Raw genomic sequence first — 22,839 nt, 5'->3', positions numbered from 1 at the left:
GCCCTCCTTTTTTGTTTATTTTGCAAACAGCTCGTCCACTGTTGTTTTGAAGTATTTTGCTAGTTTCTGAGCTTCTTTTAGGGTGAAATCACTTTTACCGTGTTCCTTAGCAAAATATGTTCTCGGTGAAATGTGAATTAAATCTGCCGCCTTCTCTTGTGTCATGCGTTGCTCTTTTCGAGCGATGAATAAGTTTTTGTGCATAGGGATCAGCTCCTTTTAAAAAAATTTCTAGATTCCACACATATAGTTACTTATGTTAACGTAATAATCAAAAAAAATCTATAAACAACTCATCTATAGAAACCTTAAAAATACTTGAAATACCTAATAATTTGGCAGTTGTTGGTTGAAGCTTTCCATTTTCCATCAAGTTAACTAAAGAGTGACTACAATTTAACAACTCTCCTAATTCCCTCTGCGAAAATCCTCTATTTTTCCTTAATAAATACAGTTTCTTACCATCAAATCTTTTCATCTTCACCCTCCTTAGTTACTTGCGTTAACATCATACAACGAAATAAAGTTTTCTGTAAACCTTTTTTATGTACTTTAATGGTTTTGTTAAAAAAGCATTGCTTCATTTACTTATTTTAGTTATTATAATCATAGAAATGTTTAATCCAGTTAACCGGAGGGTGTTAGTAATGGTAACATTAGGAGACCGCATAAAATTTATTCGTACAAAAAAAAATATCTCACAACAAGAATTAGCGGACATTTTAAATGTTAATCGCTCTGCAATATCCTTATACGAAACCAATAGAAAAAGCCCTTCGAGAGAAAATACCTATAAAATAGCTACCGTATTAGGTGTATCAATAGATTATTTATTAGGTTTACAAACTGAGACTTCTTTTCAAACTGAAAACATCCATTCTGAAACTGCCCAACTTATGAAGCGTCTTGATAATATGCCATCAGAAACAAAACAAACCATTCTTAATTTAATTGATGACTTACTTAAAATACACGAAAAAAGCCATGATTAATTATTATTAATCATGGCTTTAATTTTACTAACTGCAAGTATGTAATCTTCATCCTCACTAAAAATTCGTTCTAACATTAACATCTTTTTAATTTTGTCTTCAGTGTTTTCCTGTTTAATTTTTTTATCATTTATTTTGTTCATTTGTCTAATCTCTCCTATAAGTAATAGTCTCATCACCCATTGTAAATTAGCACCTTTTTTATAATTTTATTACTAATTCTTATAGATGTCTCAAGACTAGCCAAAAAACAAAATGCTTTTTTTCAGCAAAATATATTGACAAATAAAAAAGACCTACTTAATGAAGTTAATTAAGTGGGTCCAGCATATTCATCCCCCAGGTTTAATATCCATATAATAATTAATCTGTTTATCCAAAGCCTTTTCTTCTAATCCTTTATTAGCAACGAATGGCATTATCATTAAAGTCAACATCATTGAAAATATCAACATTATCTTCTTCAAATTCATTCACTCCCACCTCTGGTTTATAGTCCATCATCCATTCAAGTATAACAGAATCTTCCCCACGCTTATACAATTCTCTTGCACTCAAACTGGAAAAAAAATAATTTCCTTGAGTAAAAAATTGCTGAAGACATTTATGTAAACTCTTATTAGAAGTGTCTTGCATTGCCTTAAATAACACAATAAAGTCTTCATTTTCTTTCTGATAAAATACTGATGAGAATTTATCAATTTCTCTTAGTGCGATAACGGATCCATTCTTTTCTGATTCGTAATACAATTCGACCAATTTTAAGTTATACAATGCTTCAGTTTCTAAAATTTCCTCCCCAATCGCTTTAGATAACTCATAACTCTCTTTTAGTAGTGATAAGCATTTTTGCTTATCTTCAAGTAAATAAGACATACCCATTAAATACGTTGCATCTGAAACTGTCTTTGCGCTAATATTCGAATTTTTTAAGATAGTAGCGTATCTTCTTGTTAATTCTTTATTATTTAATCTTAAATGAACAGGTGCTAGAACCTCATATACCTTGTGGAAATAGCAATGTAGAATAAAATCTTTACGCCCACCACTTAACTGCTTAAGCCTCTGTTCTACTTCTTTACCCAATCCAATCATCATTGGAAAATCTTTAGAAAAGTAATAATTATAACATTTCATGATATCGATTAATATTCGTAAACAACAATCCGTTGGTTGCCTTAATTCACACAATTTATCAATTAGTGATCTACCGTCAATCTCATTCACTATATATTGATACAATATTTCATACACATCCACAAACTCCTGAATACTTCCTTTATCTTTTCGATATTTTCCTATCAAACGTTTTAACAATTCAGTATCCCTAGTAATTGAAGCGTACTCAAAGCTTTGTTTGATTAGTTCTGTTGTATCAACTTTCAAGCAAAAGTCACGCATTATAGTTTTGTAGTTTTCATCAGGAAGCGTTAATACTTGCGACAATTTCAAGAGACTACAAAAACTAACTGTCCCACTTTTTTTGAACTTAGACATATATTGGGGGCTTACTCCAATAGCCTCAGCAACACTCCCATATGTTAGCTCTGGGCTATTGTCAATTAATTCACAAATTTCAACATGTAGCGGCTTCAAAGTATTCTTCCCTCCATCCGATAACATAAAAAGCCCCACCCTTAATTTTCTCAACTCAGGACACATTTTAAAATTACTAGGTGTGTGTTACACTGACGAGGAACTCGTATGATGCAAGTGTTTGTCCTAAGGTAGCTAGGATGAACGATTTAAGAGGTTTTGTCAGGATCACCTCTTACACACGCTCTGCGAGTTTTTATGTTTTTGTTTATTTTATTTTTAAGATTATTCTGTCTATTATTACAACAGAAATCCATATACTGTATACAGAGCCAATTTTAGCACGGGCTCATATTCTATTCCACCCTAAAATTTATTTCTCAATATAACTTTAAAGAAAAATCTTGAAAGTATTCGACTACAAGTTCACATATTTTACAATTCGTAATGAATATTGATTTATTATTCATTATATTCCACTCAAATCAACGTGAAAACCAGCCATTCCCCACGAATTACACCCAACCAATCCAAAAAAACATTACAATATCAAAATAAACAAACCTCCGACTTTTTCAATATGCGTCACGACATTATTATGGTAATATGATTTTATCCTTACTTTATGTATCATCCCGATTGGTTTCCCTAACCAATCTCCCCACTAACATTAGTGGGGATTTTTATTTTTTGAGTATTTTCAAATTTAAATATGCTATACTGTTTTAAACGGCAATTTTATTTTCATGTAGGTAATATGTTATTAAAATTAAAGTGGTTAAAGTCGAAGAAAGGCGCTCAACTTATATTGAGCGTCTTTTCTTTTGGTAACAAACCAGTTATAATCTACTCAATAAATTGAATTATCAATCTTTATATATACAGGAGGGATTCTTATGGTGATCTACAAAGATAAAGAACGAGGAACATATTTTTTTGTTGTCAGAGTCCGTCAATTTGATGGTACTCAAAAACAAGTAAAACGTCGTGGATTTAAAACGAAAAAAGAAGCACGTGAAGCGGAAGCTAAAATGTTAGTTGAAAAAGAAACAAATTCCAGTTTAACATTTGCTCAAGTGGCGAATAGTTATTTTGATTGGTATTGCCAGAGGAGAAAACAATCTTCAATTAACACCATTAAAGCCATCCTTGAAAATCATTTACTAGAAAAGTTCGGGAAATCAAAAATTAATAATATAACTGCTAAGCATATCATGATCTACCAAAACGAAATTATTCATAAGTATTCAGCTGTTTATTTGAAAAAGATTCATACCGTACTGTCCTCAATTTTTAATTTCGCAATAAAATTTTATGGTCTCACAAGTAATCCTGCGAGAATTGCTGGCAACTTTGAAAAAGAATCGAATAAACGATTAAACTTTTGGGAATTTGATGAGTTTAAACAATTCATTCATGTAGTAGATGATTTACTATATCAAGCCTTTTTTACGACTCTTTATTATAGCGGTGCAAGAACTGGCGAATTGCTAGCATTAACATGGGCAGATATTAATTTTGAAGAAAAATCGATTGATATTAATAAAACCAACTATAACAGACAGATTACAAAACCCAAAACCAAAGCATCAAATCGTATTATTATGCTACCATCTCTTGTCATAGACTTATTGAAAACATTAAAAGGACATGCTACATTAGGAGCACCGATAAAAAATGATTATATTGTATTTGGTGAATTTTACACAAGTATAGCGACAGCTACTCTTCATAAACGTTTTGCCAAATATGTTGTCGCTTCTGGAATACCCAAAATTCTACTTCATGAATTTAGACATTCCCATGCATCTTATTTAATAAATAGAGGTGTTAGTCCACTTGTGGTAGCCCAGAGATTAGGACATTCGGATGTGTCAACAACGTTAAATACATATAGTCATTTATATCCGTCAAAACAAGCGGAAGTAGTAGCGTTTATGGAACAAGATTTATCATTTTCGTTACCAATCCGTGACCTACGCCCTTTAAAAAGCTGATATTATGCAATTCGTAATGATCAGAATAATCATCATACGTATATTTTTTGAGCCATGATGTAACAGTCCACTGTGGAGATTTCGGCTGTAATACTTTATTCTCTACGAATGATGGATTTGCATGATCTTTACTCGCAATAATATAATCTAAATGTTCAGCAGGTGCATCTGGATAATTGTATTTCGCAATACTGTTTGTCGTCGCATCCCAAGTTGCTGTATGTCCTATATAAGATGGAATAGAAGCGTGCAATGTTTTGAACATGGATGCGTACTCTGAATCACTATTGTTCTCTGCATTTATTTTATTCACGTTCATATCGCCACCAAATAAGACGTACTCGTCATTTGGTATGTTCTTATTTTTAATGAAATCTTGAATTTCTTTTAACTGGTTTGTACGTACAGATGCAGGTGAAGTTTTTCCGCACATACTATCTTCAGCCTGCAAATGCGTCCCAATTACATGAACGAAACGATCATTTTTCTTAATTTTCGTGTATACAAACCCTTTATTTGATAAATTATCTGGCCCGCATCCGTTTGCAAATACATATTGAATCTTTTCAACGATTGGCCATTTACTTACGATTGCAACGCCCCCATCTTCAGGAGTTGAAGATGAATAGCTACCTAACGTTTTATCCCATTCATTGCCGTTACTACGACCTAATACCGCTGTTTGATTTGGATATTCTTTCTTCAAATTCCCTAACAAACGATCTGATGCGCTATTATCAAACACTTCATTTAATATAACTACATCCTGATTCTTAATATAATTCGCTGCCCCAATTAAATCAGCACGCTCGGTTTGTCCCCAGTTCGGATATAAGTTTGTTGATAGCATGTACACGTTATGCGTCATCACTTTCAAAGTGTTATTTTGATCTGTAGACATTTCTGCCTGAGCCAAGGATCCACTATATAAAGCCGATAAACCGAGTCCGACGCTAAGTATACTCTTTAGCAATTTCCTTCTCACGATTCATACCTCCATGTATTAGTAATAAAAAGGCCAAATACTCTATTCTGAGATTTGACCTTTCTTAAATACTTAACGATTTCCGTACGTATCAAACCAAAGCTGAATGTATCCAGCAGTAACACGTTGTGCATCCATTAATCGCTTACCTGTCATTGGTGTAACTTCAGCGCGCCATTTATCAGCATATTCTTGTGATACAGCTGCTTTTACAAACCAATCTTTCGTATTATCATTTACAATTCCAGAGTAATCTTGTTTCGCTGCTACTGCCGCTCCATGAATCCACTCTTCTGGATTTGTACCTTTCCAGTTCCAATATCCATTTCCATCCGTTACTTTATAATTATCTTTTATCGTATCCACAAAGTTTTCATATTTAGAATGGAATCCTTGTGGGTATGAAAGATTTGTAAAGTTTGCCGCATGCATCGGTTGGTTTACATCTCCCAAATAATGAAGAGATAATCCTAAATAGAAGAATGCTTGTTTCATATCTTTATTTTTGTATGACTCACCAGCTAATTTAAAATATTTAGCCCCAGTTTCTTTTGCCTGCTTTGCAAGTGGAATATATGTTTTTCCATTGTCTGGATCATAGAAATGTGAAGCAAATGTGCTATTATCATAATAAGGATTTTCATAGTCAGCAGCATAAATACCGTTCTCTAGCTCTGTACGCCATTCATTTAATTGTGCAACTCGATCTTGTTTTACAAGTGTTGTATTACGAGACATAATATCAATGGCACGGTTTACAATCCATAAATGAGAGTTTACGCCTTCTTTATGCTTATCTTCAGCAGACCAGCGGTGAACTATTTTTATTTTACTTCCCCCATCATTTTCATGAGCAAATGCAACACTTTGTAACGGAGCTACTAATGTAATAGCTGCTGCTAAAGCAAGTACTTTCTTTTTCATCTGAAATCCTCCATTTTATAATTGAATTATTGTAAACTTTTTGTTAGGATCCTATGATATCGTCCGGTTAACCTATGACTAGAATATCCCACCTTTCATAAAATTTCTATCACTAAATTAAAATATACAGATTTTAATATTATTATAACTTTATACATAGTGAATATAATGATTGAATGCACTTATATTGTAATAAAGTATTGTTAAGCTACTGCAAATACTTGTCTAAACTAATGTAAAAAAGAGTAAAACATCCACATGCTTTACTCTTTTTTTCTACTTGATAATATACTTGGTAGTTGTACATTAACTGCCAACTTATGAATAAATCCAAATACTAGTCCAATCCCAATAAATATGTATAAGATTGTAAATACCTTTCCGAAATCCGTTTGCGGGCTAAAATTCCCATCACCGACAGTCGTCAACGTGACCACACTAAAATATAAAGCATCAACAGGACGTAACCCTTCAACTGTACTATAAAAAATTGTACCAGATGTTAATGTTAGAAATGTTAATACGAATAATACTTGAAATTCTTTATCTTTCCACGCTCGTAAACAAGCTTTTAACATCCGTTTCAATGTCAACATAAATGAAAGCATTAGACTTCCCCTTCCAAACAAAATACCTGTAGTTAAAGGAAAGTCTATCACCTTTCTGTATAGAAAAAAAGTAGCCCTCTTCTATTTCTAGAAAAGGGCTACTTTTTACTACTCTCTATTATTTAGGTGAAACAAGAATTTTCACTTGTGTTTTATCTTTTACAAGTGCTTCAAATCCTTCTTCAACAACTTGATCCACTGTGATTTTCTTCGTAATTAATTTCTCTGCTTGAATTTGGCCAGAGCTAATTAATTTAATAACAGCTGGGAAGATATGACGGTATCCAAGAATACCGATAACTTCTTTTTCTTTTAATACAAGGTTGTTTGGCGTAATTGTTGCGTCTTTTTCCCATACACTAACAATTACAGTTTGTCCTTCAAAGCTTGTGCTTTCAATTGCTTGACGAAGTACTACTTCAACACCTGTTACTTCAAAGCTCACATTTACACCTAAACCATTTGTTAAGTTACGAATTTCTGCTAGTACATCTTGAGTAGCTGGATTTAATACGTAATCCGCACCTGCTAATTTTGCTAACTCTTGACGTTCTTTAGAAAGTTCTACTGCAATAACAGGAGTTGCTCCTGCTGCTTTAGCTGCTTGAATGACAAGAAGTCCAATTGGACCACAACCAAATACTGCTACTGCTTCTCCTTCTTTTAATTTACTTTGACGTACTGCATGAACTGCTACTGCTGCTGGTTCTACAAGCGCACCTTGTTCATACGTCATTTCATCAGGAATATGGTGAACCATATCTTCTGGTACTACTGTATATTCAGAGAAACCGCCGCCTTCTCCGCCAAGACCGTGGAAAACAAGTTGTTCACAAACATTGTAATGTCCATGTTTACAAGCCTCACATTTACCACAAGAATAAATTGGTTCTACAACGACGCGATCTCCCACCTTATGAGAAGTAACGCCTTCACCGATTTCAACTACCTCACCACTAAACTCATGACCTAAAATAACCGGTGCTTTTACGTGTGTTAATGGGTGCTCTTCTGTTGGAATAAAAATAGGTCCTGCTAAATATTCATGCAAGTCTGTTCCGCAGATACCACACCATTTCACTTTAATCTTAACTGCTCCTGGTCTTACAGTTGGTTCTGGTACTTCTTCTACTCGTACATCACGTTGATCATGCCAAAGTAGTGCTTTCATTTTATACATCCCTCTCTACGTATATACTTAACCTGGTGAAGTTTACAAATCTATTATAATACTTCCATCCATATATTTCAAAAAAACAATATCATTTCCACTAAATTTTAACAAATAACGTTCAATATTTTGTCACTTTGTACTTTTTCCCACATCTGTTAATGCTAATTTCATTGCGGTTGAAATTAGCATTATGCCATAATAGCATAGGAGAGGTGAATATCGCTTGAAATATTTCATTTACTTTATTGTTATCGTAGCGTTTCTAGATACATTTTCACAATTGCCTATTATGAGTACATTCGCTCAAAGTCTTGGAGGATCTCCTCTTATTATTGGGCTAGTTGTCGGTATGTACTCATTCGCTAATATGATCGGTAATATTATTGCTGGCGCTGCCGTCGATAAATTTGGTGCAAAAAAAATACTTTATATAAGCATGGGACTTACGAGTTTCATAGTCTTGTTATACACCGTTGTTCAAAGTGGTGAACAACTATTAGTTGTGCGCTTTATGCACGGCTTTAGTGACGGATTTTTAATTCCTGCTGCCTTTACGTTTTTATCAAAACAAACAAATTCAGCAAGACAAGGTAAGGCAATGGCTCTATCTGGTGCTGCTGTTGGAACAGCGGCAATTGTAGGACCCGCTTTCAGTGGGATTATGAAAGCTACTGCTGGTATAGAGTGGGTGTTCATTACCATTTCTATTTTAATGGTCCTTGGTACAATCGTATCTCTATTCTTCTTACCAAATAACGTATCAAGAAAAGATACTTCAAGAACACAAATGATGAACAAAGAAGATATGATTGAACTATTGAAATCAGAACCGTTATTGCAAGCATATATTGGTGCTTTCACGCTAATGTTTTCACAAGGAATTGTCACGTATATGCTACCAGTGAAAGTTGAGGCATTGGCACTTAAAGCATCTACAACAGGCATGATGTTAAGTGTATTCGGTATTACCGCTATCCTCTTCTTCTTGCTACCAACAAACCGTATTTACGATCGCTTTAATCGTTCAAAACTAATGTTAATTGGGATTGCAGTAATGGCATTCGCGTTATCTTTACTTGGATTATTTGCAACAAAAGGTATGCTCTTTTTCGTTATGATTATTTATGGCATTGGATTCGCTATCCTTTTCCCATCAATAAATGCATTACTTGTTGAAAATACGACAGATGATAAACGCGGAAAAGCATTCGGATTGTTTTATGCTTTCTTCTCATTAGGAGTTGTTGCTGGATCCTTTACAGTTGGTGCAATCGGGGCATCCCCTAGCGTCAGCTTCGTTATCGGAACTGCATTCTTATTAACATTCGCTGGAATGATTTATGTAAGAAGCAAAATAAAAAGTAAAGCAAAAAGCAAAGTAAAAAAGACAATGATGGGTTAATTCCATCATTGTCTTTTTTTGCCGAATATATTACTTTTGTGTATAGCCAAGTAACAATGTAAATAAATTAAACTGTAAAGGCAATACTACATTCCTTCTTTTACAAAAAAAGTTTATAAATACTGACGATACTTCGACAATTTCCTCGGAAATATTTCCTTTCTCCACATAATTTGATACACTACATGTGAACAGACACTTGTATTACATAAGCTAAAATAATAACTTACTGTACAAATTAAAAAGCACACTCTTCATATGAAGAATGTGCTTTTATGTTATTAACGTTTAATCCAAATAGCACCTGCGGATTTATCATCTGCCTGTCCAACAACTTGGAATTTAAGTCCAAGGTTTGGAACTTTTCTTCCTGCATCTGCAATTTGTTTGTTACTATATACTTTTGAATCGTCGAAAGTTGTAACACCTTGTAATCCAGAATAGTTAAACTGTCCACGTGTTAATGAATTTGCACTCCATGCTGGTGTTTGATCAAATGAAAATGCAGCGTCAGCAATTTGCATGCCTGTATTACCGTATACTGGTTTCCCGTTTAAATTACCAACAAGTGCTTCTGGATGAGAGTCTACAACACCAAGGAATCCTTCACCTGGATGCACCCCGACCCAGTTATCTTTAAAGCTATCATCTGCATACCAAACGACAAGACCTGTATTATACACAGGGCCTTTTCCTGCTTTTAATCCATTATCTGATCCCGCATAGTTTCTCCACTCTAAGTAGTAATACTGAGCTTTCTTCTCTGTCCCATCAGAAACAACAAAACCATTTACATTCATTTTAGATTGTCCTTCTGCATCATCAGAAAATACAACTTGTCCATCAACAGTTACATTTACATTATCCATCGCGAAACCTTTATATGTTACAGCTGGATCTGTAATATAATCGAATTGCAGTTTCACTTTTTTTCCTTTAAATTGACTTAAATCATATGATTTATCCATCCATTTTCCATCTGTTGTATCTTTATCTCCTTGGACTATTTTTTCTCCAAGTCTATCAATTAATGTTTTCGTTCCATCTTCTGTTACTGCATGCACTTCGACAAAATCACACTCTGCTTCTAACTCATAATTTGCTTTATAATCGAACTTTGCACTTGTTCCTTTTGTTAAATCAAAGAATGGTGTTTCTAGTGTTGTATGCATATCATCTCCTCTCGTACTATAATATGCATGCTTTCCAAACTCAGGTTTAATCGTTTCAACACTTTTACCTGGTAAGTTAACACGTATAACGCCTGGACGATTGGATTTCGTAACACTTTGATCGATATATGTAGGAATTCCTACTCCACGCTTAATTTTATCGTAATCTACTTCTAAAATTTTTGCCCAGTTGCCACCCATATTCTTTTGTAAGAAGTCTTTATTTTGTGGTGAGAAACTAGTTGGCTCTGTTCCTGCAATTTTCCCTGTCCAACTACCTCCACTCATTAATGACCAAGCTTCAACAGGTGAACCAGTTCCAGTATATTTCGTGTCATATTCATCCGGTAAGCCAAGGTCATGTCCAAATTCATGTGCAAATACACCTACTGCTCCATCTTCCGGTTCGATTGTGTAATCATGCGCTGCTACTTTTCCACCAAAGTAATCTACATTTGATTTTGTACCTTCAATTGCTACTGGATCTATTGCTAACTTTGAACGATGTGACCAAATTGCATCATCACCTAATTTACCGCCACCAGCTTCTTGACCAACACCAGCATGGATTACCATTAAATGATCAATTACACCGTCAGGTTCATTTTGATTTCCATCACCATTTGTATCATATCTATCAAATTGGTCAAATTGAGATAAATCTAACCCTTTCTCAGCAGCTGCATGTAAAGCTTCTTTCACTAAATCACGTGCGCCTTTTGGTCCTTTATTATCGTGACCACTACTACCATCAGCACCGTAGTCAGACGCTTTTCCTGGAACAGTTAGCCATTCCGTTACATATCCATCTGTCGTATAACTTCCGCCAGACTGCTCTTCATAATATTGTTTAAACGTTTTTACTTTTGAACCATCAAATAATGTGTACGGTTCATTACCAAATAACATTTTTTGATAATGCTCTCTACTAAAGTCATTCGAATACATATACCCTGGCGTTTGATCAATATTATTATGTTTATAATCACTAAATTCAACGAGTAATACTAATACTTTATCAGTTCGAACAGACCCTTTATATGGCGCTTGCTTTGCTTTAGAAGTTGGAACTTGTCCATTCAATTGTTTTTTATTTGGTTCTGGCTTTTGCTCAGGACTCACATTTTTTTCAGGTTTCTTTACTTTCTCCTTTTCTTCCATTTTCTTGTCTTTTACTTTTTTCACATAATCAGATGCCTCTTTAGCAGTATCCGCTGGAAGAATTTCTTTATTTGCCTGATCACCTTGTTTCTTTTCAATATACTTTTCTACAGCCTTTTTCGTCTCTTCTTTAGAAGAGGCTGGATTTATTGTGCCTCTTTCCTTCAGCGCTTCAGCTAAACGATCTTCTTGAATTAAATTGTAATCAATTGGTGTTGTAGATACATTTTCTTTCTCTTTTGCTGGCGTTTCTGCGTATGCTAATGGAGTACTCATTACAGATGTGCATCCGATAATTGCCGCAATTGCTAATGATGATAACACTTTAAATGGCGCTTTTCTTCTCATTCTATTTCTCTCCTTTTATACACAAAACTTAAAATTCAGATAAATCGGTGCGTTTTTGTCGAAATCTCTGTTTACTACCCTCCCTATATAAAAAAGCATAATTCTATAAACGTTAAGCTTTCTGTTATAGAATCATGCCCTCCAGTTTTCTGGTCAGAACCTCTACCTTTTTATGTCGAAATATGAAAAATAAAAAGTGATTTGATATATATTAAATAGCTTATATAACAAATTTAAAAGACAATATGCAAAATTGCATGAAAATTCTTTTAAATAAAAAAAGAACCCTAGTCAATTAAACTAGGATTCTTGATTTTCTATTATTTCTCTTGTGTTTTTTCCCAATCAGCTAAGAATTTCTCAATTCCTTGATCTGTTAATGGGTGCTTCACTAATGAAGCAATTACGTTTGCTGGGATTGTTGCAATATGTGAACCATTTAATGCTGCTTCTGTTACGTGGACACTGTGACGTACAGATGCTGCAATAATTTCTGTTTCGATGCCGTGAATTGCAAAGACTTCTGCAATTTGGCGAATTAAGTCCATGCCGTTATGACCGATATCATCTAAGCGACCTAAGAATGGTGAAACGTATGTTGCACCAGCGCGAGCTGCAAGCAATGCTTGCACTGCTGAGAATACTAATGTAACGTTTGTACGAATTCCTAAATCAGAGAATGCTTTTACTGCTTTTAAACCTTCCGTTGTCATTGGTACTTTTACAACAACGTTTGGAGCAATCTTCGCTAATTCTTTCCCTTCTTCAATCATTTTATCAGCTTCTAAGCTAATTACTTCTGCGCTTACAGGTCCTTCTATAAAGCTGCAAATTTCACGAATACGCTCATGGAAATCTACGCCTTCTTTTGCTACAAGTGATGGATTTGTCGTTACTCCAGCTACTACGCCTAATGCATTTGCCTCTTTAATTTCGTTAATGTTTGCTGTATCAATAAAGAATTTCATTTGTTATTCTTCCTTCCTGGTTTTCATTTTATATTTATTTATTTTTCTTAATAAGCTCTAATTCAATCGGAATAGATTTGTCCACTTTTTTACCTTGCGTGATTTCTTTTGCTGTTTGCATCGCCTTCTCCCCGATTAATTCCGGTTTTTGAGCAACTGTTGCAGCCATACGCCCATCTTTAACCGCCTTTACAGCATCTTCTGTTGCATCAAAGCCAACAACGATCACATCTGTTTTTCCAGAAGACTTCAATGCTTCAAGTGCCCCTAATGCCATTTCATCGTTATGCGCAAACACGGCTTTAATATCACCATTTGCTTGCAAAATGTTTTCCATAACAGATAATCCTTTTGCTCTATCAAAATCAGCTGCTTGTTTTGCAACTACTTTTAAAGACTTATCCGCTACGTTATGGAATCCTTTCCCGCGCTCACGAGCAGCAGAAGAGCCAGGGATTCCTTCTAATTCAGCAACATTTGCTCCCTCGCCAACTAATTCACGAATGTAATCACTAGCCATTTGACCACCTTCAATATTATTAGAGGCAATGTGAGAAACAACTTTACCTGAATTTGCAACGCGGTCTACAGTAATAACAGGGACATTTGCTGCATTTGCCGCACTTACTGCTGAAGCAACAGCATCTGAATCGGTTGGATTAATAACAACTACATCGACACCTTTTTGAATTAAATCTTCAACATCATTTGTTTGCTTTGCTGCATCATTTTGTGCATCAACAGCAATCAATTCAATGCCGCTTTCTTTCGCTTTCTTTTCTGCCCCTTTTTTCAAAGTCACAAAAAATGGATTGTTTAAAGTTGAAACAGAGAATCCAACTTTAATAGTTTTATTTCGACCTTTATCGCTAGAATCCTTTGCCCATTCTGGTGGTTCCATTGAACAACCAGCAGTAATGACCATAATACATGCAACGAGTATAAGTAACCATTTCTTCATGAACTGTCCCTCCATTACGCTTCTTTTCGACGATCAATTAATACAGCTAGTAAGATTACAAGTCCCTTTACAACTTGTTGGAAGAAAGAAGATACACCTAATAAATTTAAACCGTTATTTAGTACACCGATAATGAGTACACCGATGAATGTACCAACGATCCAGCCTCTTCCTCCAGAAAGACTTGTTCCACCTAATACAACTGCTGCAATTGCATCTAATTCGTAAGAAGTACCTGCAGTTGGCTGTGCAGAATCTAGTCGTGATGTTAAGACAATACCTGCAAGCGCTGCCAAAATTCCGGAAAGACCATAAATCATTACTTTAATTCTCGTAACATTAATACCTGATAGTGCTGCTGCTTCTTCATTTCCACCAATTGCAAATGTACGGCGACCAAATGTCGTTTTCTTCAAAATGAAGTACAGTACTGCGAAAGCGATCATCATTGTAACAGCTGGTACCGGAATACCGAGAAAATAACCACGTCCAAACATTTGGAACATTAAATGATCACCAAGACCAGTGATCGGACGTCCGTCCATATAAACAAGCGTCAACCCACGAAAAATAGTCATTGTTGCTAACGTCGCAATAAATGGAGCTACTTTTCCCTTCGCAATAATGATACCGTTTACAATCCCCATTATAAGACCAGCCACTAATCCAACTGCCATTGCAAGAAACGGGTCCATGCCACTTGCCATCATTCCAGCAACAAGTGCACTTGATAATGCTAAAATAGAACCTACCGATAAGTCAATACCCCCTGTTAAAATTACAAAGGTCATTCCGAATGCAATAAGCGCATTAATCGATACTTGACGCAGTATATTAAATAAATTTGGAATTTCAATAAATGCTGGATTTAAAGCTGTAATTACGACGATAATTAATACTAAACCGATTAAAGAACCGAGTTGCTGTAATACATTCCCCTTCTTAGCCATTCTTACTCTCCCCCTGTAGCTAGTGCCATAATAGACTCTTGTGATGCCCCATCTTTCTCTAAAATGCCTCCGACTTTTCCTTCATGAATGACAAGAACGCGATCACTCATTCCTAAAACTTCTGGAAGCTCAGATGATACCATAATAACGGCATCGCCTTGCTCAGTAAGCTTATTCATAATCGAGTAAATTTCTTTTTTCGCTCCAACATCTACACCCCTTGTGGGCTCATCTAAAATGAGTAACTGCGGGTGGATACCTAGCCATTTTGCAATAACAACCTTTTGCTGATTTCCACCAGAAAGAGATTTCACTGCTTGCTCTCCACTAGATGCTTTCACATTAAGTAGCTTCATCATATCCGCTGTAAACTGCTGTTCTAATTCGTTACTTAAGACACTGCCCTTTGAAAGACTCTCTAAATTCGGTAAAGCTAAATTTTCTCGAATTGAGAAATCTAACACTAACCCTTCAGATTTTCTATCCTCTGTAATAAAGGCTATTCTTTGTCTAATCGCATCTATCGGACTATCAATCTTTACTTCTTGTCCACTTATGAAAATTTGGCCAGAATCTAACGGTTCGTATCCAAATATCGCTTTCATAATATCTGTACGGCCAGCTCCCATCAAGCCAGCAACACCAAGGATTTCACCTTTTCTAACTTGAAACGAAACATTTTCAAACTTCCCTTTTTTCGTTCCATTACGCATTTCAAAAATAACATCGCCAATTTGACTATTTCGTTCTGGGTAACGTTCACCAATGCTGCGCCCCACCATCATACTCACTACTTCATCAAACGATGTTTCCGGAATCAATCTCTTTCCGACATATTCCCCATCACGTAAAATCGTAATGGCATCACATATTGAAAAAATTTCTTCCATTCGGTGTGAGATATAAACGAACGAAACGCCTTCTTTACGTAATTTATTAATGACAGTAAACAACGTTTCAATTTCACGATCTGTTAATGCAGCTGTAGGTTCATCCATAATAATAACGCTCGCGTTTGTCATTAACGCTTTCGCAATTTCGATAATTTGCTGTTGTCCAACCGATAACTCTCCTGCCAACATAGCACCTTTTACGTGTAGCCCTAACTCCGCTAGTTGCTGCTGCGCAATCGCGTTCATTTGACGAGTACGTAAAATACCTGTCTTCCCATACATTAACTCTTTACCGAGAAACATATTTTCAGCTACTGTTAAGTTCGATAATATGTTCAATTCTTGATGTATAAATGCAATACCGTACTCTTCAGCTTCTTTCGCATTTTTAAAAATTCGTTCTTGTCCATCAATCGTGATTGTTCCACCATCTTTTTTGTATACACCTGTTAAAATCTTCATGAGCGTTGATTTACCCGCTCCATTTTCCCCCATCAATGCATGAACTTCTCCTGTTTCAATCATAAACTGTGCATTCTTCAAAACAGGATTGCCATTGAACGCCTTTGAAATACTTTTCATTTCAATACGCATTCCCATCACTTCCCTTTATTAAAAAATCACGCCTGCATGTAAAATTACATTGGCATAAGGAGTAGCCTCTCCTGTACGAATAATCGCCTTCGCTTTCTTCGTATGCTCTTTAAATTGTTCATGAGATACATATTCAAATGCTGGCTCTATTAGTTTCAGCTCGATCTCTTTATTTACTTCCACATTATTATTAATGACTTCTTCTGCTAACGTCACTTTTTCAATTGCCATATCATCAGCTACCACTTGCAATACGTCTAAAAAGCTAGGTTTTCCAATCTCAACTGCTAAATCAATTCGTTTTACTCCGTCGGGAATTGGTAACCCGCAGTCTGCGATTACAATTGTATCTGTATGCCCAAGTGAAGCAAGGACTGATGCAATCTCACTGTTTAATACACCGTGCTTTTTCATCCGACAATCACCTGCACTTCACGTACTTTATCTCTCGTTGGCATACCGCCTTGTGCCCCAAGCTTCGTTACAGAAAGGCCACCAGCAATATTCGCAAAACGAATTGCTTTTTGAAGTGCTTCTCCTTCAGAAAGTGCAACTGCTAATGCACCATTGAATGTATCACCAGCTCCAGTCGTATCTACTACATCAACAGCAATGCTAGGAACATGTACAATCTCCGTACCATTATGGAAACGAACACCGTTAGAACCTTCTGTCATCAATAGTTTATTTGGATATTTAGCCAGTAAATCTTCAATTGGTGATGTGAAATCATCTAATACGATGCGGCACTCATGTTCATTTGGCGTAATATAAGTTACCTTTTCTAAAATACCTTCTGATAACACTTGTGCTGGTGCTGGATTTAACATAACTGGGATTTTGTGTTCCTCACAAATGGCCAATACATATTTTACTGTTTCAAGTGGAATCTCTAGTTGAAGAACAACCATATCTGCTTTTATAAGAAGATCTTTTGAACGATCTACAATCGACTCATTTACAAGAGCATTCGCCCCTTGCACGACAACAATACTGTTATCCTCTTCTGCTAAAACGATATGAGCAATTCCTGTTGCCACATCTGTAACCGGTACCACATAGTCGATAAAAACACGTTCGTTCTCCAAATTTTTCCTAACTACAGTTCCATAATTATCGTTTCCTACCGCGCCAACCATCGCTACATTTGCGCCTAATCTAGCCGCAGCCACTGCTTGGTTAGCTCCTTTCCCTCCTGGGATTGTATGAAATGCTTCACCAATTACTGTTTCTCCTGCTTTTGGGCGTTTTGTTGATACAGCCACTAAGTCCATTGAAATACTACCTACTACTGCAATATTTGGCACCTGTTTCATCTCCTTACTTCGTTGTATTTCGTTCTATAATTTCAATCGGTAAACGATAGTGTTTCTCTTCTAATACGTTTCCTTCCATCTGCTCTAACAACAGCTCTGTTGCAATTTTCCCCATCTCATAAATTGGCTGTGCAACCGTTGTAATAGATGGATACATCATTTCGGTTAAAGAAATTCCATCGAATCCGATAATTTGTAAATCATCTGGAATAGAAATCCCCTTTTGAAGTGCAGCCTTTACAATACCTATTGCAATTAAATCATTTCCAGCAACAATTCCATCAATATGTGGGTATTCTTCTAATAATTCCACCGCTACACGCTCACTATTAGCTGGATCAAATGTACTCTCTGCAATCATATAAGAAAGATTATTTTGCGTAATAACGTCTACAAAGCCTTCAAAACGTTCATTAGCAGTGCTTATGTCACGCGGTCCACGAATATGCGCAATATGTTTACAACCTTTATTTATTAATAACTTTGTCGCTGCCTGACTCCCTGCATAGTTATCTGCATATACAGTAGGTATACGCTCATTAAACATACGGTCAATTGCAACAACTGGAACAGACAACTTCATGTAATTAACACTATTTTGTGGATTTGTTGCTACAATAAATCCATCCACATTATTTTGCCTAAGTACATCAATATATTGCTTTTCTTTCTCTAAACTCTCATCAGAGTTACAAAGGACAACTGTGTATCCTTCCTTATGTGCTACATCTTCTACGGCACGTGCAACTTCTGGAAAGAATGGATTCACGATATTTGGAACAACTAAGCCAATTAAACGAGATTTTTTATTATACAGTGAACGCGCTACGGTACTAGGTTTATAATCTAGCATCTCAATTGCCCGCTCTACTTTCTTTAATGTATCTTCATGAACATATCCATTTTTATTTAACACTCTGGAAACGGTCGCAACAGATACTCCCGCTAATTTTGCAACGTCTTTAATCGTACTCATTCTCTTCCCTCTCCATTTCGTGTAACCGTTTACAGAAAATAATATAACGCATTTCTAGAAATACGTCAATCATTTCTCACGAAAAAAGCTTTTAAGGTTATACTCAAAAAAAGCACCGCCATAAGGCGATGCTTTTTCATTACGAATATGATACAGTTTGTTCTTTTTCCTCTGCAGCTGGCTCTTCAGTACCTTTTTTACGATCTGATAGTTTAATCTTCTGTAAGAAAATCGTAAAGATGGCACCTACCACGATAAATACTAATCCTGTTAAGAATACAGTATGAAGTGAGTCTACTAATGAGTTTTTCAGAATTGGTACAATGCTGTTAGCGAATGCTTCTGGCATTTGTTTTAATGCCTCTGGACTAAATAGCATCGAGTATAAACCTTGTGGGTCTGTATGAATCATATCTTTGAATTTCGTTACCATTTGTCCCGCTTCTTTCGGGAATGTATCTAATACAGGTACTAAATTCTTTGTTAACGTTGTACCTGAAGTGTTATTCATAATTGATCCTAAAATTGTAATACCAAATGTTCCACCGATTTGACGGAAAAACTGACTTGATGATGTTACGACACCAAGATCTTTTTTCGGGAAACTTTCTTGTAACGCTAATGTTAATGTTGGCATTACAAGACCCATTCCTAAACCGATAACCATCATATAAGAAGTGGCAGTTAATTTAGTTGTGTGCATATCCATCGTTGTTAATAACCAGAAACCACCAGCCATAATAAGCATTCCTGTAATAATTTGCGGTTTTACACCAACTTTTAATACAAGTTGCCCACCGATAATACTCATCACAATCATAGTAATCATCATTGGCGTCATGATTGTTCCGGATTCAGCAGCACTTACTCCTACAATTCCTTGCATGAAGAATGGTACGAACATAATCGCACCGAACATTCCGATACTCATAAAGAATCCAATCGCATTCAGTAATGTAAACGTGCGATTTTTAAAGAAATGCATCGGTAAAATCGGTTCTTCTGCTTTTGTTTCAACGATAATAAAGCTAACAATACCAATTAGAGCTAATGCAAATAACCCGATAATTTGCCAAGAATCCCATGGGTACTCTTTCCCGCCAAACGTTAATGCAAGTAGTAAACTTACAACACCGAGAATCATCGTAAAGATCCCAGCAATATCAATTTTAATCGGTCCTGTTTGTTTATGTGATTTTAATCCCATTGCAATAAAGATTGTTGCTAAAATACCAACCGGTAAGTTAATGTAGAATACCCATCTCCAGTTCACTGCGTCTACAATCCAACCACCCACTTGTGGTCCAATTACAGAAGCAAGACCGTATAACGCACCAAAAATACCTTGCCATTTCGCACGTTCTTTTCCCGTGAACATATCTCCGATAATAATCATAGCCATTGGCATCATAATACCGCCACCAAGACCTTGAATACCACGGAAAATAATTAATTCTGTCATACCATTTGCCATACCACATAACGCTGAGCCAACCATAAAGATAACTAGCCCTGTTATATATACGTTACGACGGCCAAGTAAATCCGCTAATTTACCTGCAATTGGTACAACTGTTGTTGATGTTAACATATAAGCTGTTGTTAACCATGTCATTAAGCTTAATCCGCCTAGTTCACCGACGATACGCGGCATTGCTGTACCAACGATTGTTCCATCTAATGCAGCAAATAGCATCGCGATTATTAAACCGATTAACAGCAACTTTCTATTTATGTTTTCTTGTTGCTCCATGTAATCTCCTCAATTCCTCTTAGTTATTCTCTTTTTTCTCTTGTGTCCCGCAAATAATTGTTTCTAACTTCTCAAAGAGGCGTAACAAATCTTCTCTTTCTTGTAATTCTAAATGTGAGAAATATTTTGCAATGTGCTCATTACGAGCGATCATTGCCTCTTCTACTCTAGCTTTCCCCTTTTTTGTTAACTCAATGATGACAACACGACGGTCATCTTTGTCGTGGTAGCGTTCTACAAGCTCTTGATCAATTAGGCGATCAATCATGACTGTAATTGCACTAGGCTTTACATACATCTTTTTCGCTAATTTTGTCGCTCTTGAAGCACCGTAATGATCTAAAATCTTTAAAATATAAAACTGCGGTGGTGTAAGTCCTGTTGCTTGCATTTGTTCTAATAACTCCGTCTGCATTTTCTTTCCAATCGAAAAGGCAAGAGCTTGAATTTTATCGATATGCGTCATATCATTTGGCATGTTATCCACCTCTTATTTAAGCAATAAAATATTTAATGTATTTAAATATTAATCCCACGAATAAAATTCGTCAACACTTTTTATTTATAAAAACGTTTACATTTTTGTCACAAAGTTGTATAATTTTCGACGAAGTTAATATTGACAGTCACGGAGAATCGGAGTATACGGCTATGAATCATAAAAAAGGAAACTTTTTTATATTTCATGGCCTTTTTATATTCTCTCAGACTTACAACATTTCGAATTCATTAGGGGAGGATTTTCATTTTATGTTTTTCACACAATTATTTAAACCTGCACCCCACGCGGAACGCTTACCAGCTGATCGCGTTGATAGCGAATACCGTAAATTACGTTTACAAGTATTCTTAGGTATCTTCATCGGCTATGCAGGTTACTACTTTGTTCGAAAAAACTTTTCACTAGCAATGCCATACTTAATCGAACAAGGCTTTAGCAAAGGGGAACTTGGGGTTATCCTTTCAGCAGTTTCTATCGCTTACGGATTAAGTAAATTTCTTATGGGTATCGTATCCGACCGTTGTAATCCTCGCTACTTTTTAGCAGCTGGGCTATTTTTATCAGGTATCATTAATATTATTTTCGGCTCATTTTCTTTCATTACAACGAGCATTATACTTATGTTTGTCCTTCAGTTTTTAAATGGATGGGTACAAGGTATGGGATGGCCTCCTTGTGGTCGTACGATGGTTCACTGGTTCTCTATTAGTGAACGTGGTACAAAAATGTCTATTTGGAACGTTGCTCATAATGTCGGTGGCGCACTAATGCCTTCTCTTGTGACATTAGGCTTATACTTCTTCGCAAATGACTGGAAGAGTATTTTTTACTTCCCAGGTATTCTTTCAATTTTAGTTGGTATTTATGTATTAATTACGATGAGAGATACACCTCAATCTTGTGGATTACCTTCTATTGAAGAACATACTGGAGAATATCCATCAGATGAAAAAGTAAAAGATCGAGAACGCGAACTTTCAGTAAAAGAAATTTTATTTAAATACGTACTAAACAATAAATTTTTATGGTACATCGCTATCGCGAACGTTTTCGTTTATTTCGTACGTTACGGCGTTGTAGACTGGGCTCCTACTTATTTAGTAGAGGAAAAAAGTTTCACTCATAGTAGCTCTCGTACAGCTTACGCTCTATACGAATGGGCTGGTATTCCAGGTACACTTCTTTGCGGATGGATGAGTGATAAACTGTTTAAAGGACGCCGCGCACCTGCTGGTATTTTATTTATGGTTGGTGTATTTATCGCCGTTCTTGTTTACTGGCTAAACCCTCCTGGTAATCCAATGGTTGATAGTATCGCACTTGTCGCGATTGGATTTTTAATTTACGGACCTGTTATGTTAATCGGTCTACACGCACTAGACTTAGCACCAAAAAAAGCTGCTGGAACTGCCGCTGGTTTAACTGGTTTCTTCGGTTACCTAGGTGGAGCTACTTTTGCTAGCGCAGCTATGGGCTTTATCGTTGATGCATTCGGATGGGATGGCGGATTCATCTTATTACTTGTATCTTGTGTACTTGCAATGTTCTTCCTTGCTCTTACTTTAAAGACAGGACCTGCAAAACCAAAACAAGCTTAAGTACTAATATTATTCTTATCAAAAAAAGA

Annotated in this window: 22 protein-coding genes; 4 read left to right on the top strand and 18 right to left on the bottom strand. The window is 35.9% G+C overall.

Annotated features, from left to right (window positions below):
- Positions 1-15 precede the first annotated feature (15 nt).
- Positions 16-204, bottom strand: coding sequence for a helix-turn-helix transcriptional regulator (locus PDL00_RS23075; RefSeq protein ID WP_029439676.1), 189 nt, complete (start codon positions 202-204; stop codon positions 16-18).
- A 67-nt stretch (positions 205-271) separates the two neighbouring features.
- Positions 272-478, bottom strand: coding sequence for a helix-turn-helix domain-containing protein (locus tag PDL00_RS23070; protein WP_000819158.1), 207 nt, complete (start codon positions 476-478; stop codon positions 272-274).
- 169 nt (positions 479-647) lie between these two features.
- On the opposite strand from PDL00_RS23070, the gene PDL00_RS23065 reads away from it, so the two are divergent.
- A complete protein-coding gene (locus PDL00_RS23065; protein ID WP_029439677.1) occupies positions 648-992 on the top strand; it encodes a helix-turn-helix domain-containing protein in 345 nt (114 codons plus the stop codon).
- Here PDL00_RS23065 and PDL00_RS23060 read toward each other — a convergent pair.
- Positions 989-1,135: a hypothetical protein gene (locus tag PDL00_RS23060; RefSeq protein WP_219300157.1), complete on the bottom strand. Its 147-nt coding sequence runs from the start codon at positions 1,133-1,135 to the stop codon at positions 989-991. The two genes, PDL00_RS23065 and PDL00_RS23060, sit on opposite strands and share 4 nt — an antisense overlap.
- 259 nt (positions 1,136-1,394) lie before the next feature.
- The gene (locus PDL00_RS23055; protein WP_270731271.1) at positions 1,395-2,615 is read right to left on the bottom strand and encodes an AimR family lysis-lysogeny pheromone receptor; all 1,221 of its coding nucleotides are present in this window, start codon (positions 2,613-2,615) and stop codon (positions 1,395-1,397) included.
- 809 nt (positions 2,616-3,424) lie between these two features.
- Here PDL00_RS23055 and PDL00_RS23050 point away from each other — a divergent pair.
- Positions 3,425-4,525, top strand: coding sequence for a tyrosine-type recombinase/integrase (locus tag PDL00_RS23050; RefSeq protein WP_270731270.1), 1,101 nt, complete (start codon positions 3,425-3,427; stop codon positions 4,523-4,525).
- Here the strand turns inward: PDL00_RS23050 and sph are convergent.
- The 4 genes from sph to bdhA form a co-directional block, all read right to left on the bottom strand.
- Positions 4,464-5,510: a sphingomyelinase C gene (gene sph / locus PDL00_RS23045; RefSeq protein ID WP_442868345.1), complete on the bottom strand. Its 1,047-nt coding sequence runs from the start codon at positions 5,508-5,510 to the stop codon at positions 4,464-4,466. The genes PDL00_RS23050 and sph overlap by 62 nt on opposite strands.
- Before the next feature lie 72 nt (positions 5,511-5,582).
- Positions 5,583-6,434, bottom strand: a complete 852-nt coding sequence (gene cerA / locus PDL00_RS23040; protein ID WP_097817876.1) for a phospholipase CerA — start codon at positions 6,432-6,434, stop codon at positions 5,583-5,585.
- Between the two features lie 263 nt (positions 6,435-6,697).
- On the bottom strand, positions 6,698-7,042 hold the full coding sequence (locus tag PDL00_RS23035; protein WP_270731269.1) for a potassium channel family protein: 345 nt from the start codon (positions 7,040-7,042) through the stop codon (positions 6,698-6,700).
- A 118-nt stretch (positions 7,043-7,160) separates the two neighbouring features.
- Positions 7,161-8,213 (bottom strand): (R,R)-butanediol dehydrogenase, encoded by a 1,053-nt coding sequence (bdhA, locus tag PDL00_RS23030; protein WP_242257236.1) that lies wholly within the window; start codon positions 8,211-8,213, stop codon positions 7,161-7,163.
- 226 nt (positions 8,214-8,439) lie between these two features.
- Between bdhA and PDL00_RS23025 the strand changes: the two genes are divergently transcribed.
- The gene (locus PDL00_RS23025) at positions 8,440-9,618 is read left to right on the top strand and encodes an MFS transporter (protein WP_270731268.1); all 1,179 of its coding nucleotides are present in this window, start codon (positions 8,440-8,442) and stop codon (positions 9,616-9,618) included.
- 281 nt (positions 9,619-9,899) lie between these two features.
- Here the strand turns inward: PDL00_RS23025 and inhA2 are convergent, their stop codons facing one another.
- The 10 genes from inhA2 to PDL00_RS22975 form a co-directional block, all read right to left on the bottom strand.
- A complete protein-coding gene (gene inhA2 / locus PDL00_RS23020; RefSeq protein ID WP_270731267.1) occupies positions 9,900-12,299 on the bottom strand; it encodes a M6 family metalloprotease immune inhibitor InhA2 in 2,400 nt (799 codons plus the stop codon).
- Between the two features lie 320 nt (positions 12,300-12,619).
- A complete protein-coding gene (gene fsa / locus PDL00_RS23015; protein ID WP_270731266.1) occupies positions 12,620-13,267 on the bottom strand; it encodes a fructose-6-phosphate aldolase in 648 nt (215 codons plus the stop codon).
- Between the two features lie 34 nt (positions 13,268-13,301).
- Positions 13,302-14,228: a ribose ABC transporter substrate-binding protein RbsB gene (gene rbsB, locus PDL00_RS23010; RefSeq protein ID WP_242242578.1), complete on the bottom strand. Its 927-nt coding sequence runs from the start codon at positions 14,226-14,228 to the stop codon at positions 13,302-13,304.
- Positions 14,229-14,242: 14 nt separating this feature from the next.
- Complete coding sequence (locus tag PDL00_RS23005) at positions 14,243-15,178, bottom strand: ABC transporter permease subunit (protein ID WP_061676340.1); 936 nt, start codon at positions 15,176-15,178, stop codon at positions 14,243-14,245.
- Between the two features lie 2 nt (positions 15,179-15,180).
- Positions 15,181-16,665, bottom strand: coding sequence for a ribose ABC transporter ATP-binding protein RbsA (rbsA, locus tag PDL00_RS23000; RefSeq protein WP_270731265.1), 1,485 nt, complete (start codon positions 16,663-16,665; stop codon positions 15,181-15,183).
- A gap of 18 nt (positions 16,666-16,683) precedes the next feature.
- The gene (rbsD, locus tag PDL00_RS22995) at positions 16,684-17,079 is read right to left on the bottom strand and encodes a D-ribose pyranase (protein WP_063261562.1); all 396 of its coding nucleotides are present in this window, start codon (positions 17,077-17,079) and stop codon (positions 16,684-16,686) included.
- On the bottom strand, positions 17,076-17,972 hold the full coding sequence (rbsK, locus tag PDL00_RS22990) for a ribokinase (protein WP_270731264.1): 897 nt from the start codon (positions 17,970-17,972) through the stop codon (positions 17,076-17,078). The genes rbsD and rbsK overlap by 4 nt, the downstream gene beginning before the upstream one ends.
- Before the next feature lie 13 nt (positions 17,973-17,985).
- Positions 17,986-18,957: a ribose operon transcriptional repressor RbsR gene (gene rbsR, locus PDL00_RS22985; protein ID WP_270731263.1), complete on the bottom strand. Its 972-nt coding sequence runs from the start codon at positions 18,955-18,957 to the stop codon at positions 17,986-17,988.
- Between the two features lie 139 nt (positions 18,958-19,096).
- Positions 19,097-20,710: an MDR family MFS transporter gene (locus tag PDL00_RS22980; protein WP_270731262.1), complete on the bottom strand. Its 1,614-nt coding sequence runs from the start codon at positions 20,708-20,710 to the stop codon at positions 19,097-19,099.
- Positions 20,711-20,729: 19 nt separating this feature from the next.
- Positions 20,730-21,188 carry a MarR family winged helix-turn-helix transcriptional regulator gene (locus tag PDL00_RS22975; RefSeq protein WP_078419432.1) on the bottom strand — a complete coding sequence of 153 codons (459 nt, stop codon included), beginning with the start codon at positions 21,186-21,188 and terminating at the stop codon, positions 20,730-20,732.
- Between the two features lie 272 nt (positions 21,189-21,460).
- On the opposite strand from PDL00_RS22975, the gene glpT reads away from it, so the two are divergent.
- A complete protein-coding gene (gene glpT / locus PDL00_RS22970; RefSeq protein ID WP_270731261.1) occupies positions 21,461-22,810 on the top strand; it encodes a glycerol-3-phosphate transporter in 1,350 nt (449 codons plus the stop codon).
- Positions 22,811-22,839: the final 29 nt, after the last annotated feature.

The sequence above is a fragment of the Bacillus cereus group sp. TH152-1LC genome (assembly GCF_027710505.1).
Lineage (GTDB): Bacteria > Bacillota > Bacilli > Bacillales > Bacillaceae_G > Bacillus_A > Bacillus_A mobilis.
The sequence above is the reverse complement of the archived record's forward strand: the minus strand, read 5'-3'. Positions and strand labels throughout refer to the sequence as shown.

Excerpts from the sequence above, each read along its gene's own strand:
- PDL00_RS22980 (WP_270731262.1), bottom strand. The coding sequence starts at position 20,710 with ATGGAGCAACAAGAAAACATAAATAGAAAGTTGCTGTTAATCGGTTTA.
- rbsR (WP_270731263.1), bottom strand. The coding sequence starts at position 18,957 with ATGAGTACGATTAAAGACGTTGCAAAATTAGCGGGAGTATCTGTTGCG.
- glpT (WP_270731261.1), top strand. The coding sequence starts at position 21,461 with ATGTTTTTCACACAATTATTTAAACCTGCACCCCACGCGGAACGCTTA.
- PDL00_RS23060 (WP_219300157.1), bottom strand. The coding sequence starts at position 1,135 with ATGAACAAAATAAATGATAAAAAAATTAAACAGGAAAACACTGAAGAC.
- rbsD (WP_063261562.1), bottom strand. The coding sequence starts at position 17,079 with ATGAAAAAGCACGGTGTATTAAACAGTGAGATTGCATCAGTCCTTGCT.
- bdhA (WP_242257236.1), bottom strand. The coding sequence starts at position 8,213 with ATGAAAGCACTACTTTGGCATGATCAACGTGATGTACGAGTAGAAGAA.
- PDL00_RS23075 (WP_029439676.1), bottom strand. The coding sequence starts at position 204 with ATGCACAAAAACTTATTCATCGCTCGAAAAGAGCAACGCATGACACAA.
- cerA (WP_097817876.1), bottom strand. The coding sequence starts at position 6,434 with ATGAAAAAGAAAGTACTTGCTTTAGCAGCAGCTATTACATTAGTAGCT.
- PDL00_RS23050 (WP_270731270.1), top strand. The coding sequence starts at position 3,425 with ATGGTGATCTACAAAGATAAAGAACGAGGAACATATTTTTTTGTTGTC.
- rbsB (WP_242242578.1), bottom strand. The coding sequence starts at position 14,228 with ATGAAGAAATGGTTACTTATACTCGTTGCATGTATTATGGTCATTACT.
- inhA2 (WP_270731267.1), bottom strand. The coding sequence starts at position 12,299 with ATGAGAAGAAAAGCGCCATTTAAAGTGTTATCATCATTAGCAATTGCG.
- PDL00_RS23035 (WP_270731269.1), bottom strand. The coding sequence starts at position 7,042 with ATGCTTTCATTTATGTTGACATTGAAACGGATGTTAAAAGCTTGTTTA.
- fsa (WP_270731266.1), bottom strand. The coding sequence starts at position 13,267 with ATGAAATTCTTTATTGATACAGCAAACATTAACGAAATTAAAGAGGCA.
- PDL00_RS22975 (WP_078419432.1), bottom strand. The coding sequence starts at position 21,188 with ATGCCAAATGATATGACGCATATCGATAAAATTCAAGCTCTTGCCTTT.
- PDL00_RS23065 (WP_029439677.1), top strand. The coding sequence starts at position 648 with ATGGTAACATTAGGAGACCGCATAAAATTTATTCGTACAAAAAAAAAT.
- rbsA (WP_270731265.1), bottom strand. The coding sequence starts at position 16,665 with ATGCGTATTGAAATGAAAAGTATTTCAAAGGCGTTCAATGGCAATCCT.
- PDL00_RS23070 (WP_000819158.1), bottom strand. The coding sequence starts at position 478 with ATGAAAAGATTTGATGGTAAGAAACTGTATTTATTAAGGAAAAATAGA.
- PDL00_RS23055 (WP_270731271.1), bottom strand. The coding sequence starts at position 2,615 with ATGTTATCGGATGGAGGGAAGAATACTTTGAAGCCGCTACATGTTGAA.
- PDL00_RS23005 (WP_061676340.1), bottom strand. The coding sequence starts at position 15,178 with ATGGCTAAGAAGGGGAATGTATTACAGCAACTCGGTTCTTTAATCGGT.